Below are 17,037 nucleotides of genomic sequence, written 5' to 3' on the forward strand. Positions count from 1 at the left end.
TCCCCTTTTTCCAGATAAATGTAATTATATCAACATTTTACCCATTTGCATATGTTATTGAAGAAGTTAAAAACTAAAAGGTGATGACGGCTATGAATTCGTTTAAACATATGCATGATTGGCGAGAAAATATTGATCGTTTTTTTGGTGAATCATTTTGGGGTGAGTTCGACAGTATATTAAAACCGAACATACCACAAGTCAATATTTTTCGTAAAGATTATGAAATCTTATGTGTCATTAACATTCCCGGAATTCGTCAAATCAAACAAATTGACTGTTCAGTTGATGGTTATAACCTTCATATTAAAGGTGAGATTTACATCAAATCTTCTGGCTATGAACTAGTTCAAGAAGAAATAATACAAGGGAGCTTCAACCGAACGATTGAGCTCCCTTATAAATGTAGAGACGATAAAGTCAGTGCAAGATATGAACACGGACTCGTCTATATTCACTTGTATAAAAATGTTCATGAATCGAATAAATCAACATCTATTAAAATAAAAGAAGGAGAAAAATAATTACTCCGTTAAGAAGACAAAATATAGAATAAAAATAGCAAATAAGACATACATGATTGGATGTATTTCTCTCCATCTGCCTTTTACGATCATCGTAATCGGGTAGAAAATGAAACCAACAGCTATACCTGTTGCAATGCTATAAGTTAATGGCATCGCAATAACAGTTAAGAATGACGGAACTGCAATTTCTAATTGATCCCATTCAATATTTTTAAGGTTGGCAGCCATTAGAATACCAACAATGATTAGGGCAGGCGCTGTAACCTCTGCTGTAACAATACTTAATAGTGGTGAGAAGAATAAAGCTAACAAGAACAGCCCTGCTGTAATGATTGATGCAAAACCTGTACGACCACCAGCACTTACACCAGTGGTTGATTCGATATAAGACGTGGTTGTTGACGTACCTAACACTGAACCAGCAACGGTTGCAGCTGAGTCTGAGAATAAAGCGCGGTTCGCACGAGGCAGCTTACCTTCCTTCATTAGACCACCTTGTGTAGCTACAGCGACTAGAGTTCCTGCTGTATCAAAGAAGTCCACAAATAGGAATGTCATAATAACAACTAGCATATCAATCGTAAAAATGTCTCCAAAATGTGCTAGCGCTGCACCAAATGTTGGTTCTAAGCTCGGTACTGCTCCCACGACACCATTTACTCCAGATGGAGGATCAATTAGTCCAACCAGCATACCAGCAATTGCTGTTATGACCATGCCGTAGAACACGCCACCTTTAAACCCTTTTACTAATAAAATAATCGTGACTACCACACCAAAAATAGCTAATAATGTTTTTGAATTAGTTAAATTTCCTAAAGTCACATAAGTAGCTGGATCCGCTTCAATAATTCCTACGTTCGTAAAACCAATAAAAGCAATAAATAAACCAATACCGGCACCAACTGCTAGTTTTAAATTATTTGGAATGGCGTTAATGATTCGCTCTCGCACGCCTGTTACAGTTAAAACAATGAAAATCAATCCTGATGCTAACACACCTGCTAGAGCTGTCTCCCAAGGAATTCCACCACCTAATACAACGGTGTATGCAAAAAATGCGTTTAATCCCATACCAGGCGCTAATGCTATTGGATATCTAGCTAGTAGTCCCATAATAAGTGTACCAATTGCTGCAGCTAAAGCTGTCGCTGTAAAAATGGCACCAGGGTCCATACGTGTAACACCTTCAGGTAACTCTTCAATATCTGCTAGCGATAGAACATTTGGGTTTACAAATAAAATGTATGCCATCGCTAAGAAAGTAGTAATCCCCGCTACTGTTTCACGGCGATAATTCGTGCCATACTCATCAAACTTAAAATACTGTCTCATGTCTTTGTTTCCTCCCCTAGAAGAAACACCCTCGAAAAGCTAAAATATTTAATGAAAATTTTCATCCCCCAAATCATCATTAAACAGGTTCTATTAAAATAAAGTGTTGGTTTATTCAAGCTACAGGCGGACGCTTTCCGCGGGCACGGCCTCAACTTCCCAAAACTCACTGCCGTTCGTTTTGCGTGATTTTCGGCTCGCGCTGTTCCCGCAGGAGTCGCCGCCTTTCGCTTAATTTCACACTTATTTTTTGTTTAAAACAGAACCATAAAAAAACTCTTGGTATAAATACCAAGAGTTTTAACGAGGAAAATTGCAAAATAAGACGCAAAAGGAAATACTCCTATTTACGACAATCTTATATATATGCAATCCCCGTAGTCGAACCATTTACGGTGGCTCGGTAGAAACTCTTGGGCCGTATCCCCAATATTATACGAGGTGTTTCAATTTTTATTTTGTACATTTTATACTGTACACCCGTTTATGACGTACGTCAAGACAATAAATTATTTACCAGACGATTCCATAATCGATAGACTTCATGATGTTGATTTTCAATCGATTCGTCTCTGTAAATTGCTCTTTCATAGTAACTCGTCAATTCAGACATATCAGAGCCACCATACCAGCGATCGACATCAGAAGCATATTCTCTTAAAGTCTGCCCGCCTTTTAACTCTAAGCCGTTTTTGGCTAAAACTTTAAGGATAAATTGGTAACCATCCGTAAAGGTGTCTACGTCTTTGCGGCGTGCCATTCGCTGACGTTTCCAACGCCCCAATATGTTATAGCGATTCCTTGAAATAAGCCACACTATTAAACCAATGGCCAATACTCCTACACCAAGAATAGTATACTTCATAGGATTCGATAAAGAAAAAATGCCTCCAGTTGCTCCATTGTCATCTTCGTCTGCTTGTTCATCCTCAGGTAATTCTGGCTGTTGTGGTTCTGGCATCTCTAAATCCTGTTGTTCTTGCTCTAAGATATCATCTATTGATTCACCATATACAAAATTACTTGGATTACTAAATCCAACAGTCGGTTCAAAAGGAACCCACCCTACATTAGGGAAATAAACTTCAACCCACGAGTGTGCATTATTATTCGTTATTTCATATTCTGGTTGACTGCCTTGAAAGACATCTTGGTTGTATACTCTTTCTCCACCTGTAAAGCCTTTAGCCCATCTGGCAGGGATGTCAACTGCTCGAAGCATGACAACCATCGATGTTGAGAAGTTATCACAATACCCTTTTTGGGTCTCAAATAAAAACTGGTCGACATAATCTTCATCTTCACCTGGAACTGCTACATTTTGTGTATCATATATAAAGCCATTTTTACTGAAATAATTTTCAATCGCCTTTGCTTTATCATATCTGTTATCAGCCTCTGCAGTAATTTCCTCGGCTAACCTAATAACACGGTCTGGTAAAGATTCTGGTAATTGTAAATAGGCTTGATCCTCTTGAGTTAAAACATTCTCACCAATTTTTCTTAATTCATCAATTGGGAAAAATGGGCGATTAATATTTAACTGATATGCGTCTGGTAATTTCGCTTCGCTATCAACCCTCGGGATGACTTCTCCCGTTAGTGAATTAACCAAAAAGGTCATGTTACTAGCCTCAGGAATAACTTGATTAGAACCATAGGCATACGTTAACTTGTTTAGAACACCTGGATTATCAAACCGAATATTCGCTTCGTCTTCATTCGTTTCAACAAGTTCTGAATAACTTCCGACCGCACCAATCGAGCCCATTGACTCACTGAAGCTGCCCTCATCACTTCGTACCCAGCCTTTACCTGTATACGTATCCTTTGTTTCTACTTTCCAATACTGCGACTTTGGTGCTTGTACCCAAAAGACTCGTGTATCATCCTGGACAAACCCGCCACCTAAACGTTCGTCATTTTCACCATAACCAATTTTTTGAACTCTATTACCCGGTCCATCTCCAAACCCATTCTCTGCAGCACTTTGAATAAACGGGACAGGGTCAGGCCAAATCGGATCAAACTTAGGTGCGGCATAACCGATGACTGTACTAAACCCAATGACTAATACCAATGGGGCCACCCATTTTACTAGAGTTGTCATCACTGGTGTTCTCACATTTTCTTTTTCTAAAATGTGCTGAAGGTAGGATATACCTAAAATCGCAACCCCAATGATAAACGCACGGATAATAGCAGTTGATCCATCAAATACCGTGAATGTATCCAGTACAGTTAAGTAAATAAAAGTAAGTAAAACAAAAGAAAATGGTTTCTTCCGTACAGCAAACCAATAATAAAGCAAATAACTCATCATCCATAGCAATATTAAAAACAAGATTGTCCGAAAACTAGGCGTCAATTCTAACCAATTTTGCGAAATAACCATGGATATATTCATTTTTATGTCTGTAAACAATTGAACAAACCAATCTTTTGAAATAAAAGGTATTGCCATGTAAAATAATCGATCCATTACAAATAATAGACCCAAAAATTTAACTGGCGAAACGACCCAAACAGGCAAGTACGAGGCTGTTAAGATAAAACATAGTACAATATAAAGGAAAAACACAGACATATTTCCTGTGTCAGTTACTTCCCCTAATGGATAAATCCACTCTAACAGTAGGATCATGCTACCAAAATACAGAACTAACGAAATCATTTTGTTTTCTTGGCTTAAATCCTGCATTAGGCGTTCACCTCAATGAATTTTCTGGTTAGTTTATCTTCGTGTAACCATGTCACTATGACACCTTCTTGATCTAATTGATCAAGTATTTTCCGTTCACTATTTGAAATATCGTGCTTACTTCTTATATAAACTAAGCTGATCTTTGCCTCTTGTTGATTGATTTGTAGAAGTGTACGATGGAACCGTTGCTCTAAATAATGGGTAACCACGACTAGATTACGATCCTTTGAAATTAACATACCTTCTTTTAATAGTTTTGAAGAAAATGCTTTCTCTTCGTCAACAAGTTGAACTTCAGCCATAAATCGTGTTAATTGATCTAATTGTCTTTTACCCCGCTCTAACGAGATTTCATGACGCTGTTGACCAATGGCGACAAAAGATACCTTCCCATGGTCCTCCATCGACTCACGAACAATTGAATTGGCGATTTCAACACTTGCTTCAAACGCTAACCAATCATTCTTCTTGTGACGGATTCCGTCCAACACAACCGTTAAATCCTTATGCTTTTCTTGTTCAAATTCCTTTGTCACTAATTTTTGTTTTTTAGCCGTAGTCTTCCAATCTAACCATGACACCCGATCACCAGGTGCATAATCTCTAACACCTGATACTAGATTCGTATGGTTCGCTTTAATAGAATAAGCTGTGTGCTCACCCTCTTCAAAGTAAGCAATTTCACTGTCAATGCGTAAATCTACTTCTCTAGGTTCAACAAGCACATTTATCGGTAATTGATAAATCTTTTCTTTCTTGACTAGACCTAAGAAGTCTCCTGTCATGATTTTCACATCTTTTAATTGATGAAGCCCCCTTGGAATTGAAGGGATTTCATATGAATAAACAACTTTTCTTTTAAAGCGTGGGAAAATAATGGTCTTATTAATATCACGTTTAAGTAGAGAATCCGGTTTTCTCAAAAACTGATATTTAAAATGTCTCGTATCATTATAATTAATACTTCGAGGCAGACGATCTTCGATAATTAAAAATAATATTGGAAATGGAATCGGACTTTTAATCATTAAGTTAACCTGAACTTTTTGCCCTGCCTGAAGATATTTTTTAGACAGCTGTCGGTCGATTTTAATCAAAGATAACGGATAAAAAATCATAAAAAACGAATAGATTAAAATAGGTAAAAAACCAAAAAACAAAAACCAGCTTACAAATCCACCTTGGAACATTGCGTAAGAAAAAAGTGTAGTAAATAACAACAAAACAAGTATTAACCGAATGATAGTAGCTAATGGCTTTAACATTCTCTAACCTCGTTCAATAGGTACAATAGTTTTTCTAACAATGTCATCAAGTATAGAAGCAGCTGTTTTTCCTTCAAACTTCGCTTCTGAAGAAATGATGATTCGGTGACCTAATACATGTTTTGTTAAATACTTAACATCATCAGGCAATACATAATCTCGCTTATTGATATAAGCATATGCTTTTGCTGCTTTCATCATCGAAATAGAAGCACGTGGACTCGCACCTAATTCAAGTAAAGGATGTGTACGTGTTGCATTAAGGATGTACACTATATATTTCTTAATCGCATCACTCACATGGATTTGTTTAACTTCATCTTGCAGACTTAAAAGATCATCTTGGTGCATCACAGATCCCAAACGTTCAATTGGATGCTCTGAAGATGTACGGTCTAGCATTTGGATCTCTTCTTCTGGCGAAGGATAACCTAGATTAAGCTTTAATAAGAAACGGTCTAACTGCGCCTCCGGCAATGGATATGTACCTTCATATTCAATAGGGTTTTGAGTAGCCATGACAAAGAACGGACGCTTCAATTCCATAGTCGTCCCATCGACTGTTATATGGTTCTCTTCCATACTTTCAAGTAATGCGGATTGTGTTTTTGGAGAAGTACGGTTAATTTCATCAGCTAACACAATATTACCTAAGATAGGGCCTGGGCGAAATTCAAAGTTCATCTCTTTTTGATTATAAATAGAAACCCCTGTCACATCTGAAGGTAATAAATCAGGTGTGAACTGGATTCGTTTAAATTCCAAATCAAATGACTTTGCTAAAGCTCGAACAAGCATTGTTTTACCAACACCTGGGACGTCTTCAAGTAAAACATGACCTTCAGCAAGTAAAGCTAATAAACTTAGTTCAATCGCTTCACGCTTACCGATGATTACTTTTTCCATATTGTCTAAAATTAAATCAACTTTATTTTGTTGAGTCATCATTTGCTGTGTCATTCCTTTCTACCTCCCACACTTCATATAACTCTATCATACTATAAAAGTCATACTAATTGTCAGAAGAATTATACAATATTGACTAATCTTTTTTCTTTTGTTCTTGCAGTTTTTTCATATTTTCCCTGTAGTTCCGACATTTTTCTTTGAAACATGTAATTTCTACCCCTTCAGGTAGTTGATCTTTAAATTTTTCATAGCAGAAACATTTCTCCATGTTGAATCTCTCCCTGGAATTAAATTTACCAGAAATTATAAAAAAATTAAAACTGAGAACAATTTGCCCTCAGTTTTTTACACGATCTATATAATTTTATTTATGTTTATGCTTCTTTTTGACCAATTCAGGAGAAATTATATTGACTGCACTATAACAACTTAAATCAATGAATATACACTCACCGGTTCTGAACAAAATTTCAACCTCACAAATTTTATCAATTTCAACACAATCCGTCTCACAATCAATAATTGACTTATCTGGTTTCAACAGTTCCAGTAATGCACAATTTTTTTTGCAATCAACTTTCACCACTCTAAAAAATACGGTAACAAAGCACTTGTCAGTTCCGATTTTGCCAAAAGTGAAAAAAGGGTGGCCGTATGGAGTTTGCAACATAAAAGGAATGGTTTCATGATGATTTCTACTTGGTTTTAATGATTTGATTGAATCGCACAATTCTTCATTCTTTCTCTGTTGTTCTAATATATCTTCTAAGACTTCACAAACACACGTTGTGCAATTACATTTTATATCATGGTGTTTCTTATCTTTTTCGGAGTGTCCCTCCTTTTGATCGTCTTCATACAACATAGATTTCATTCCTCTCAAATTAACATCTCTTATTGATAGCATATTAATTTTGTCGGTTACTGTGTTGGGTTAATGCCTTGATTGTATAAATTAGGGCATATGCGGATTTTGAATAAAAGACTTACAGTGAGGGGGCAAAAATCATATGATATAAAAAACCATAAATGAGGTGAAGTAATGTGCCAGAAATGTGGTTGTAAACAATGCTGTTGTATTGGACCACCAGGTAAACGAGGTAAAAAAGGACGTAAAGGACCTCTGGGACCTGCTGGGCCACAAGGACCTCCTGGAAGAAAAGGTGATCAGGGACCGCCTGGGCCGCCTGGACCAAAGGGTGATCAAGGGCCACCGGGACCGCCTGGACCGCCGGGTAAAAAGGATTTGTGCTGTCGTTTTTTATTAGAACATTCAACCCAATTAATCCCGCCCGCTATTGCAGGAACTACAACAGTTGAAAAGAAGATTTCATCTAATATATCTAAGATCTGCGATGAAGTTATTGTTATTTGTGGGTTATTACACAAAAAAATTAAGTATCAAACTATAAATGATTACGGAAATATTGTGAATCATGAGTTAATAGATGAGATTCCTTTTACATGCATTATTGACAGGGAGGATATTAAATCTACTGATGAGTACAAGATTATCATTTCAAAAATCATTTGTGACGTAGAGAATTCTGAAGCAAATTTCGCTACTGATCAGAAGTCTGGTGAAAAAGTGGCATTTCGCTTTGTTGAAAAAGAAGTTATAAAAATTTGTGTAAAAAAAGTTCATCAATAATACCACACTTCCTTATTTATATATGCTTTACTTTTTAAACATAAATACCATGGTTTAAGGGGTGTGGTATTGTTATGATTTTTTATATATGAAAATATCTCCCGTATAGGGAGGTATTTTATATTTCACTCTTAAAAAAGCAATGGTTTTAATTGATTATGCCATACCCATTCAGGGCTATATCTTTGCCTTGCCATAGTCTTTGAGTGTATAACTGGATTATCCCGCATTAACTGAACAATATTTTCTGCATGTTCCTTTAAATAATCACTTTCTGAAGGCTGGTACTCTTCATAAGTATCGTAACCAAAATTCCTGGCATCCCATCTCATAAAATATGCATTTAATTTCTTTCCGACTTCCTCTAATGCAGGAACTCTTTCATTTAATACTAATAAGTTTCCTTTACTTGCAGCTTCTAAAACGGTTAATCCAAAAGACTCAGAGAACGATGGACAGATAAATAAGTTGGAAAGTGAAAATAATTCCAGGACAGCTCTTCTGGGAAAACCGTATTTAAAATCTTCAATATCAGACGTAAAGAAGATATCTTTTTCATCCAAACCAAATGAAAGTCCAACTGACCTAATAAATTTTTTATATCTTTCCGGGGGGATGTCTGCACTTGGAAAATCACAGAAAATAACCTTTACCCTTTTTTCAAGATTTTTCTTAATTGAACCGCATAATGCCGCTACTTTCTCAAATTTTTTACCAACCGTTAAACGACCAGGGTACACCACGAGAACATCAGCTGATAAGACTTCAGACTTATTGCAAAGTAAATTAACCTCTTCTCCTATATAACTCATTAAATCCAGCGTATTATTAACTGCGACACATTTACCTTCCGGGACATCATATTGTTTAGCAAGTGCAGGCAAACCAGATTGCGTCGGGTATGCATATACCGTGTTCGGCATTGGTGTATAACGTGCAGAGAAAGGCCACTCTGGATTTGAAGGGCGATTTACCGGGGCTGAATGAGTGAATGCTATAAATTTCAAATCTGGAAGTTTTTTTTGAGCTTTTCTAACAGCGACATTATGAACCAAATGCCATCCCTGATAATGAATATCATGCATAATACATGCATCCATATCCGATAATTTTTCTACCAAATCTTCAGCAATAAGATCTGCTTCTTTAAAAAATGTATCATGAACCTCACCTTTTGCCTGCGTGTAATCTCTCCAATGAATCTGTTCACCTTCTAAATGATTGACCACTTTTCTCCATTCGATTCGATCATCTTTAAAAACACCGTACCTTGTATCCACTGGACAATGCTCACTAACCAACATGACTGGCTTTACATCATCATTTAACATCATCCTGAGTTGTTCAGCTACAACATTCACTATCGAATACGTACTGTCTAAACCGTTAAACATAGTGAGAATAGCAACTTTCATTTTGTACCTCCTATCAAGTTTTAAATATTAGTCTATAAATGGTTGTAGTGCTTTAGAGAATTGCTTTGCAGAATCATACCTATTTTCTTCAGTCGGCTTTAACCCTTTCATTAATACGGACATTAACCCCTCGTTTTTTATTTCATTTCCAGTTAATCGATCTGGTAATACGCCATTTAAAAGAACCATTCCTACTTCTGCAACATTACGTAAATCCTTAAGGAACATATCGCTATTTTTCATTTCTTTCGCTAGATTGAGATCAAATAATTTCACAGTATCCGGAGACTTATCTTTAATCATTATATTTTTAGGCATGACATCATTATGAATAAATCCGGCACGATGATGTATATTTTCTAAAGCTTCTAAAATATTCATAAGAATCTTAATCCCTGTTTTCACATCCCAAGGTTCAATTCTTGCTTTGAAATTATCCCCAAGCTTCTCCCCTTCAATATATTCCATTACAATATATGAAAAGCCATCATTAATTAAGAATTCATATAAAGCAGGTAAAAACTTCGAATTATTAACTTTCTTTAGTATTTGTGCTTCCTTTTTTCCCATTTCAATTTTCGTTTTCTTAATTGCTAGCACTCTATCTTCAAGTGGATCGTAGGCACGATAAACAACTCCATAATACCCTATACCAATAGGTTTAGGTTCAACTTCATAATGTTTCAATTGCAATTCTATAACCCTCTCTTTTTAATCTCGTTAGTTATTGTCTATGGCTTTCCTTTTCTCGATTTCTTTAATGATAGAATCTTTACCTGCTCGATATGCTCTTAGCAGCTCAACATTTGCTTCATAATTTTCATTTGTTTTTCTTGAATGCCATAAATGATATATGGTACCATCCAATCTCTTAAATGGCCCACATAAGTGTTTCAGTGCAGATGCAAATGCATCATCTTCTCCACCCCATCCGACAAATCTTTCATCAAATCCATGCACCTTTTCGAAATGATTTCTAGGAATAATATTGACTCCGCCTTTTATACGTGCTCCATGTGTGCGTGGTCTCGTTTCTAAATCAATAGGAATAGGCCATTCTGGTTCTAATTTTAAAAGGTCTTCCGTACTCTTCTCCGAGATATTTAAAACTTCATTATAAGGTATCACCCACGAGTGACTTTCCAATTGTTCTATTGATTCCTCTAATAATGCTGGATCAAAAAAGACATCTGCATCATTAATGACTAAAATTTCTCCTGTAGATTTTTTCACGGCTTCATTAATAGCTTTACCCTTTGAAAAAGGCTTTTCATCTAAAGCTCCTATACATAACTCAACATGAGGGAACATAATTTCGTAATATTTTTTAACCCAATGAAATAGTTGCTCTCTAGGCTGGTCATTTAACCCAATTGGTATGATTACAGAAACTTTTTTTGACAAAGTTCTTAACCTTCTTTCTATTAATAAATTTTATGCTTTGATATCAAAATATTCTTTTGATTTTAATGCCATAGATAAACAGTAATTATTAATGATATCCACATCTAAATCTTTTGTATTTAAGTGATCATATTTACCAGCTGTGAAATGGAATTTAGAAAACATATTATCAGTATGCCAACAGTGTATATGGGGGTGATTTTGTATCGATTCTTCTGAAGCACTTCCGAAGTCAAGACGTTCTGGATCAATCGTTAGTTGTTCTACTAAATGGTTGGTAGCTATTTCACAAGCATACATAGATGTTACTCCTCGATACCAACCTGGCCACTTACCTTCTCCACTCTTAAATTCTTCTGTTAATATATAAGCTGTTAATTCAGTTGCCAACTTGCAAACTTCTCTTACTAAAGATGCGTTTCCATAATGAGTTGACCCCAAATTAAAAAGTCCTTGATGCCTTAAGTTAAAGTGAGAAGCAATACGTCTAATATTTGATCGAGTTTCTTTATCGTTAACGTATCCTCCTCTTCCTACTGTGTAAAAATCCGGGTAAAAAGCATTCCAGGCTGGGGTTAAAAAAGTATCAGCATCAGTTCGTAAAATATAATCGTATTTCACGAGAAAGTCTGCTTGTTTTTCTACCAGGCAGCTTATGGAATTAATGAATCGATAGTTTAAAAACTCTGGTGGATCACTAGCAATCTCACATTCTACCTTTATGCAATCATTGGGTACCTTTTTTAATGCTTCTTTAGTTCCAAATACAACCAAGTCAGTGTCACTAGCATTAATATGTTTTAAAGATGTATAAAGGCAACCTAATTGCATTAATAAATGATTATTATCTTCTACAAATACAACAACGGCTCTTCTCATATTCCTCCCCTTCTCTTAGAGATTAGCTACTAACTTCTAATTATAGTATGAAATTTTTCTCAAAAAGTTTGGTTAACCACCTTGTTTTTACACTTTTATAAATTAGGCATGTACTATATGTCACTAATCCAAGAATATCTACATTATTGAAATACAATATAATGATATATTTTAAAGGAGGTAATATATAAATGGCATGTCAAAGTAATACAACTACACTATTCTTCCCTTCTAACCAAACTAATAATGGATGGACCATAACATTTAATGAGGTGGATTCAGATGTAGATAATAACAGGTTCTGCTATGATGTCGATGTAGTAGGTAACCCTCAAGATTTGAGTCATTTTACAATCGGTATTGATGAAACACGTTGCCCTACTTTACTAGAAACACTTGAAGACGAAGACCTAATCTGCACTCGTTCAGATGGAGGTAATGTAGATTGTGAAGTAGTCCGTAATCCTGATACGAATGAAGTCAGGGGTTTTAAATTTGACAACATAAATTTTGATGAAATTAATAGAGAAACAGGCTTACCTATCACATTTTGTGTGACAATTAATACTGCTCAACATTTATTTTTGGGCTGTGTACTTGCAAGTGGTAAGGCAGGTCAAGAGTCAGATACTGGAAATAATACAATTCCAGGTCCATCATGTACACCACCTATGACAACAAGCACATCAACATCGACTAGTACTTCAACATCTACTTCTACGAGCACTTCAACTTCAACTAGTACTTCTACAAGTACTTCAACTTCAACTAGTACATCGACTTCTACAAGTACGTCGACAACAACTTCCTCAACTTCGACGTCGACTACGACAACAGTTTGCCCTATTCCAAATCCACAGACTTGTTGTCAAATCGTTGTTGAGTTCAAAACACAATTAGTACCACCTTTAGTAGCTTCTGAAGGTGTCTCAACAAGAGTGTTCTTCAACGAGCCACCTGTTATAGAAGATGTGTGTCCTGAGAAAGTTATTGTTTGTGGTAAATTGACAAAAGAGATTACCTATACAGCTTTGGATGATACTGGTAACACAGAATTAAAGACAATAACTGATGAAAGAGAATTCCAATGTTTTATCGATCGAGATGACGCAAATGAAGGAGACCCGTTTGAAGTAGTTGGTTACGCGGTATTATGTGAAGGCACACCAAGATTGCAAAATAGAGGCTTACGTCAGGCGAATTCAGGCCCTGCCGAAGAAGTGTTCTGGAAAGTATTTGAGAAAGATATTGTTAAAGTATGTATTAGAAAAATAGAGCTTGAATAATCTCTAGTTACTATAAACAACCCCGCACTTGTAAAAGTACGGGGTTGTTTCACTTACTGAATTTACTAAAAAATGTTAATGCATATAACGCCGAAAGACCAACTAAGATATAAACAATTCTTGATAATAGCGCATCTTGTCCACCAAATATTGAAGCAACTAAATCAAATTGGAGTAAACCAACTAAAAGCCAATTTAACCCACCTACAATAAGTAAAACGAGTGCTAAAGTATCTAAACCTCTCAAGATGTTCCACTCCTTTCAAATGTTATACATTTTGCTTATTGGTATTTTATGTGGACGACCCCAGCTTTATGCTAATAATTGATAAAATAATTAATTCTTTTATTAAATTAGTGTTTAATATTTGACTAATATTAAAATTGGGTTTATTAATAGTAGTGAGTCGCCTACATATCAAACGGACGAATAAAATTTGGATGTACTTATAAATAAAAGTACATAATGAATTTATTTTATAAAATAAAAAAATCTAAATAACCTTTTTTATAGAAAGGTATGAGGCGATTCTATATTAGATAAAAAGACTACCTCTTAAACGACAAGAAGTAGTCTTTTTATCAGTATTTGAGTCTACGAATAAACGAGATATTTCTGTTGGGTTAACTTTAGTGACGAGAGCTGTTTGCTAAAGGGTACGACCAAATCCAACCCTAAATACTCCGTCATTTGGAGAGCTAATACTTTATTACCCTCTCAATTCATAGGAGCTTTGATGTCTTTAAATTAACATAATAATTTCCTTATGAATTTTATTAGGTAAAAATCATTTTTCGGATTTAATCCTTTTATACAAATTTGCTAAACCTACTGCAAACTCTTCACGAGTTACAGTTTTGTGCAAACCAAATGTTCCATCTGGATAACCAACTAAAACGCCTTTTTCTTTCAGGAGTTTGATTTCCTCAATAGCCCAGTGATCATCAGGAACATCTTTAAAAATACTCCCTTCTTCAACACTCCATTTATTATAATAGGAGTCAACACTGTTTAGAAACTGGCTCCAAGTCACTCCATGAAGCTTTAGCCATGATTGTGGATCATTTCTTCTTTCTGGATCCAATAAACTATGAGCTACAATATGTTCTTTGGGGCTCAATTCAAACTCATGACAAAGATATGCAAAATACCAAACATAACGGTCATAAGCTTTACTAAAACGGCCTGGTCTACATAACTCAACTCCAATAGCTACATCATTGGCATCTGAGCCAAACATTTCATTATCTTTAGTTTTTTGATACTGAACATGCCATGCTTTTTCACTCAATGGAATGATTTCTAATATTTTATTTTCATCAATGAAAGTGTGTGCGGATGCTTCTGGCTGATGATTGTTAAAATAATTAAAGTGATCATCAGCACTAGCATTATTATTTGCTGTTTCGTGTGCAACTAAAAACTTGGGCTTTAAGCCTTCTAACCTTTGACCTGAGCGTGATTTACCTTTTTTTATATAACGTCTTTCTATCTTATATTTGTCTCTTATAGCCACCTTAAAGACCTCCTTTTTTTCATATAGACCATAGAATAATCTATTATAAATAGTGAGGTTTGTAAGTGTTAATAACTAATATTGGTAATAATTAGATTCTTTGACCTAGCGTTTAACTCTTAACCTTTTTCCTAGTTAGAAAAACTACGGTTGCGATAAGAATTTATTATTTCACAAAAAGTTTAGTTGTTTCTGACTTAATCACTAAGTACGATAGAATACCTTAATAAACTAAAAAAGACTACCTCCTTAAAATTTAGGAAGTAGTCTATACTTTAGAAAATAATTATATAAGTGTGACTGGTTCACAGAATGGATGAAAAATAGTAATAACTATATCTCAAGAAATAAGGTTAAAACCTTACATCATGCCCGGCATAAGTTCTATAGGTATAACATCTTTAACTTAATGTCCCCAAAGTGCATTAAATCAATGATTTAATAATTTATAACTGTAACATCTTTAATTATAATTAACTGTTTTTACATGACTGCGTTAGCAAAATGTTAGCACGAATTACTTTGTCAAAATCGCCCATTATTATTAAATAAATACGTATTTTTTTCACTTTTTGTGGTTACGATGGAACTATAAAAATCTAAGAATATTGGAGCTGAGAAAATTGAAATGTTCAATTAAAAAAGCAAATGGAATTTACACTGTTAAATTAGGTAGGATATATGTAAGAAAAACACATAGATTTAAGTCTAAAGAACAAATGCTTAATTTTCTAAGCAAGCAATTTGAAGAACCCATTAACTCTACAGAAAAAATTAACCCTCTATCTAATACATGGTCTAAAGAAGAAGCTGATAAATTTATGAATATTGCTAAAGCGAAAAAACAAGATTTAAAATATAATATTGCATTGGATACAGGTATGAGATTACTTGAGATTATTAACCTAAAATGGGAAGACATAAATTTCCACGACAATACTATTACTGTAACATATCGAAAAAATAACAAAGAAAGAGTTGTTGAAATTAGCCCTGAAATTGTAAATTCGTTAATCAATATTCAAACTAATAGAATTAATGACAATGATTATGTTTTTTCGACTGACGGTGAACTTCCAGATCCTAAAGTATGGAGTAATCAATTTGCTGCACTCACTAAGGAAGCTAGTGTAAAAAACATAACATTCCATGGGCTACGAACCACATATATAAAACAACAATTAGAACATCGTTTTCTAAATAACAAAAGTTTAGATATAAAAGGTATACCAAATTATTATAAGGATGCATTTCTATCTTTAAAAAATCAATAAAAATTATATCCCCTCTGATTATGTTGAATTATCTCAATGTTTTAGAGGAGTTAAATTATGACGACATTGAATTAGACTGTATTAATAATTGTATAGCGCAAAAATACAATTATTAATACAGTCTTTCAGAAATAATTACTATCATCTAATCAGTATTTCTTACGCTCTTTCATTAACCAAATTTCACTCGGTTTAATGCAGTTCAGAAAGCCTTAATATTATGGCCTTTATTAAATGTAAGATTCAATTCAATTTAATATAATTTAATTTATTGTGAGTCATTTGTGGGTCAAAAACTAAAAAACTGGCGGGCAATGTATGAGTTTAAACAGACAAATTATAAGATAAGTTAATAATATACTTTAGAGTTAATTAAAAGTCCATTCCATTCATTATATTTTAAAGTTAACAGTTATAAATAATAGTGTAACAAATAATAATTTGTAAATCATTTTAAAGCAGATTATGCACAAATTGAATTTTTTTGTTTTAGCCGATTGTTGAATGAACTCATCACGTTTTTTGTTCTTACTTATTCTTTTTAATGATCGGTAAAAATGATTCCATATTCATATTTAGATACAACCCAAAATTAAAACTAGTAGTTCGTAAAGATGTTATGCGCTCTCGGAGAGAATAATTATAATACAATAAACGTTGATATATCAGTATTTAAAAATTATCATGTGTTTAAATTGTGTAGGAAAGCTCTTATTTTTAAGAGGCCACTGAAAAAGTCCGATTTTAAATATCAGCCCATCTTTTTTCCAAGTTTGGAAGAAAGATGGGCTGATTTCTTTTATAATATAAGTAGTACATAAAAGTGAGGGATTGGATGATTGAACGTCAACTTTCGTTAGACATTAGTGAA

At 34.5% G+C, this 17,037-nt stretch carries 16 protein-coding genes and 1 riboswitch; of the genes, 4 read left to right on the forward strand and 12 right to left on the reverse strand.

Annotated features, from left to right (window positions below):
- The first annotated feature begins 92 nt into the window (after positions 1-92).
- Positions 93-524, forward strand: coding sequence for an Hsp20/alpha crystallin family protein (locus tag E3U55_RS13920; protein ID WP_194840927.1), 432 nt, complete (start codon positions 93-95; stop codon positions 522-524).
- On the opposite strand, the gene E3U55_RS13925 is transcribed toward E3U55_RS13920, so the two are convergent.
- The 6 genes from E3U55_RS13925 to E3U55_RS13945 form a co-directional block, all read right to left on the reverse strand.
- Entirely contained in the window at positions 525-1,862 is a 1,338-nt protein-coding gene (locus E3U55_RS13925) for an NCS2 family permease (RefSeq protein ID WP_134341091.1), read from the reverse strand.
- A 358-nt stretch (positions 1,863-2,220) separates the two neighbouring features.
- Positions 2,221-2,322: riboswitch (purine riboswitch) on the reverse strand.
- Positions 2,323-2,358: 36 nt separating this feature from the next.
- Positions 2,359-4,563, reverse strand: a complete 2,205-nt coding sequence (locus tag E3U55_RS13930; protein WP_134341092.1) for a transglutaminase TgpA family protein — start codon at positions 4,561-4,563, stop codon at positions 2,359-2,361.
- Complete coding sequence (locus E3U55_RS13935; protein ID WP_134341093.1) at positions 4,563-5,831, reverse strand: DUF58 domain-containing protein; 1,269 nt, start codon at positions 5,829-5,831, stop codon at positions 4,563-4,565. The genes E3U55_RS13930 and E3U55_RS13935 overlap by 1 nt, the downstream gene beginning before the upstream one ends.
- A 3-nt stretch (positions 5,832-5,834) precedes the next feature.
- On the reverse strand, positions 5,835-6,791 hold the full coding sequence (locus E3U55_RS13940) for an AAA family ATPase (RefSeq protein WP_134341094.1): 957 nt from the start codon (positions 6,789-6,791) through the stop codon (positions 5,835-5,837).
- An 82-nt stretch (positions 6,792-6,873) separates the two neighbouring features.
- Positions 6,874-7,008, reverse strand: coding sequence for a hypothetical protein (locus E3U55_RS17840; protein ID WP_267195390.1), 135 nt, complete (start codon positions 7,006-7,008; stop codon positions 6,874-6,876).
- A gap of 96 nt (positions 7,009-7,104) precedes the next feature.
- Positions 7,105-7,605 (reverse strand): CotY/CotZ family spore coat protein, encoded by a 501-nt coding sequence (locus tag E3U55_RS13945; RefSeq protein ID WP_194840928.1) that lies wholly within the window; start codon positions 7,603-7,605, stop codon positions 7,105-7,107.
- Positions 7,606-7,782: 177 nt separating this feature from the next.
- Between E3U55_RS13945 and E3U55_RS13950 the strand changes: the two genes are divergently transcribed.
- Complete coding sequence (locus E3U55_RS13950) at positions 7,783-8,391, forward strand: hypothetical protein (RefSeq protein ID WP_134341096.1); 609 nt, start codon at positions 7,783-7,785, stop codon at positions 8,389-8,391.
- A gap of 131 nt (positions 8,392-8,522) precedes the next feature.
- Here E3U55_RS13950 and E3U55_RS13955 read toward each other — a convergent pair whose 3' ends face one another.
- Genes E3U55_RS13955 through E3U55_RS13970 form a run of 4 tightly spaced genes read right to left on the reverse strand, consistent with a single transcriptional unit; the run spans position 8,523 to position 12,089 of the window.
- Positions 8,523-9,806: a glycosyltransferase gene (locus E3U55_RS13955; protein ID WP_134341097.1), complete on the reverse strand. Its 1,284-nt coding sequence runs from the start codon at positions 9,804-9,806 to the stop codon at positions 8,523-8,525.
- A gap of 27 nt (positions 9,807-9,833) precedes the next feature.
- Complete coding sequence (locus E3U55_RS13960) at positions 9,834-10,499, reverse strand: protein kinase domain-containing protein (RefSeq protein ID WP_194840929.1); 666 nt, start codon at positions 10,497-10,499, stop codon at positions 9,834-9,836.
- Positions 10,500-10,526: 27 nt separating this feature from the next.
- Positions 10,527-11,210 carry a galactosyltransferase-related protein gene (locus tag E3U55_RS13965; RefSeq protein ID WP_134341099.1) on the reverse strand — a complete coding sequence of 228 codons (684 nt, stop codon included), beginning with the start codon at positions 11,208-11,210 and terminating at the stop codon, positions 10,527-10,529.
- Positions 11,211-11,240: 30 nt separating this feature from the next.
- Positions 11,241-12,089 (reverse strand): DUF7164 domain-containing protein, encoded by an 849-nt coding sequence (locus E3U55_RS13970; protein WP_134341100.1) that lies wholly within the window; start codon positions 12,087-12,089, stop codon positions 11,241-11,243.
- 191 nt (positions 12,090-12,280) lie between these two features.
- Here E3U55_RS13970 and E3U55_RS13975 point away from each other — a divergent pair, with 191 nt between their 5' ends.
- Positions 12,281-13,375 (forward strand): hypothetical protein, encoded by a 1,095-nt coding sequence (locus E3U55_RS13975; protein WP_134341101.1) that lies wholly within the window; start codon positions 12,281-12,283, stop codon positions 13,373-13,375.
- A 49-nt stretch (positions 13,376-13,424) separates the two neighbouring features.
- On the opposite strand, the gene E3U55_RS13980 is transcribed toward E3U55_RS13975, so the two are convergent.
- Both E3U55_RS13980 and E3U55_RS13985 read right to left on the reverse strand, forming a co-directional pair.
- Positions 13,425-13,622: a DUF378 domain-containing protein gene (locus E3U55_RS13980; protein WP_134341102.1), complete on the reverse strand. Its 198-nt coding sequence runs from the start codon at positions 13,620-13,622 to the stop codon at positions 13,425-13,427.
- A gap of 541 nt (positions 13,623-14,163) precedes the next feature.
- Positions 14,164-14,892 (reverse strand): N-acetylmuramoyl-L-alanine amidase, encoded by a 729-nt coding sequence (locus tag E3U55_RS13985; RefSeq protein WP_134341103.1) that lies wholly within the window; start codon positions 14,890-14,892, stop codon positions 14,164-14,166.
- A 623-nt stretch (positions 14,893-15,515) separates the two neighbouring features.
- Between E3U55_RS13985 and E3U55_RS13990 the strand changes: the two genes are divergently transcribed.
- Entirely contained in the window at positions 15,516-16,166 is a 651-nt protein-coding gene (locus tag E3U55_RS13990; protein WP_134341104.1) for a tyrosine-type recombinase/integrase, read from the forward strand.
- The last annotated feature ends 871 nt before the right edge of the window (positions 16,167-17,037 follow it).

Origin of the sequence: Filobacillus milosensis (assembly GCF_004402015.1) — a bacterium.
GTDB classification, from domain to species: domain Bacteria; phylum Bacillota; class Bacilli; order Bacillales; family Alkalibacillaceae; genus Filobacillus; species Filobacillus milosensis.

Coding starts and splice junctions, on each gene's coding strand:
- E3U55_RS13920 (WP_194840927.1), top strand. CDS start 93: ATGAATTCGTTTAAACATATGCATGATTGGCGAGAAAATATTGATCGT.
- E3U55_RS13925 (WP_134341091.1), bottom strand. CDS start 1,862: ATGAGACAGTATTTTAAGTTTGATGAGTATGGCACGAATTATCGCCGT.
- E3U55_RS13930 (WP_134341092.1), bottom strand. CDS start 4,563: ATGCAGGATTTAAGCCAAGAAAACAAAATGATTTCGTTAGTTCTGTAT.
- E3U55_RS13935 (WP_134341093.1), bottom strand. CDS start 5,831: ATGTTAAAGCCATTAGCTACTATCATTCGGTTAATACTTGTTTTGTTG.
- E3U55_RS13940 (WP_134341094.1), bottom strand. CDS start 6,791: ATGACACAGCAAATGATGACTCAACAAAATAAAGTTGATTTAATTTTA.
- E3U55_RS17840 (WP_267195390.1), bottom strand. CDS start 7,008: ATGGAGAAATGTTTCTGCTATGAAAAATTTAAAGATCAACTACCTGAA.
- E3U55_RS13945 (WP_194840928.1), bottom strand. CDS start 7,605: ATGTTGTATGAAGACGATCAAAAGGAGGGACACTCCGAAAAAGATAAG.
- E3U55_RS13950 (WP_134341096.1), top strand. CDS start 7,783: ATGTGCCAGAAATGTGGTTGTAAACAATGCTGTTGTATTGGACCACCA.
- E3U55_RS13955 (WP_134341097.1), bottom strand. CDS start 9,806: ATGAAAGTTGCTATTCTCACTATGTTTAACGGTTTAGACAGTACGTAT.
- E3U55_RS13970 (WP_134341100.1), bottom strand. CDS start 12,089: ATGAGAAGAGCCGTTGTTGTATTTGTAGAAGATAATAATCATTTATTA.
- E3U55_RS13975 (WP_134341101.1), top strand. CDS start 12,281: ATGGCATGTCAAAGTAATACAACTACACTATTCTTCCCTTCTAACCAA.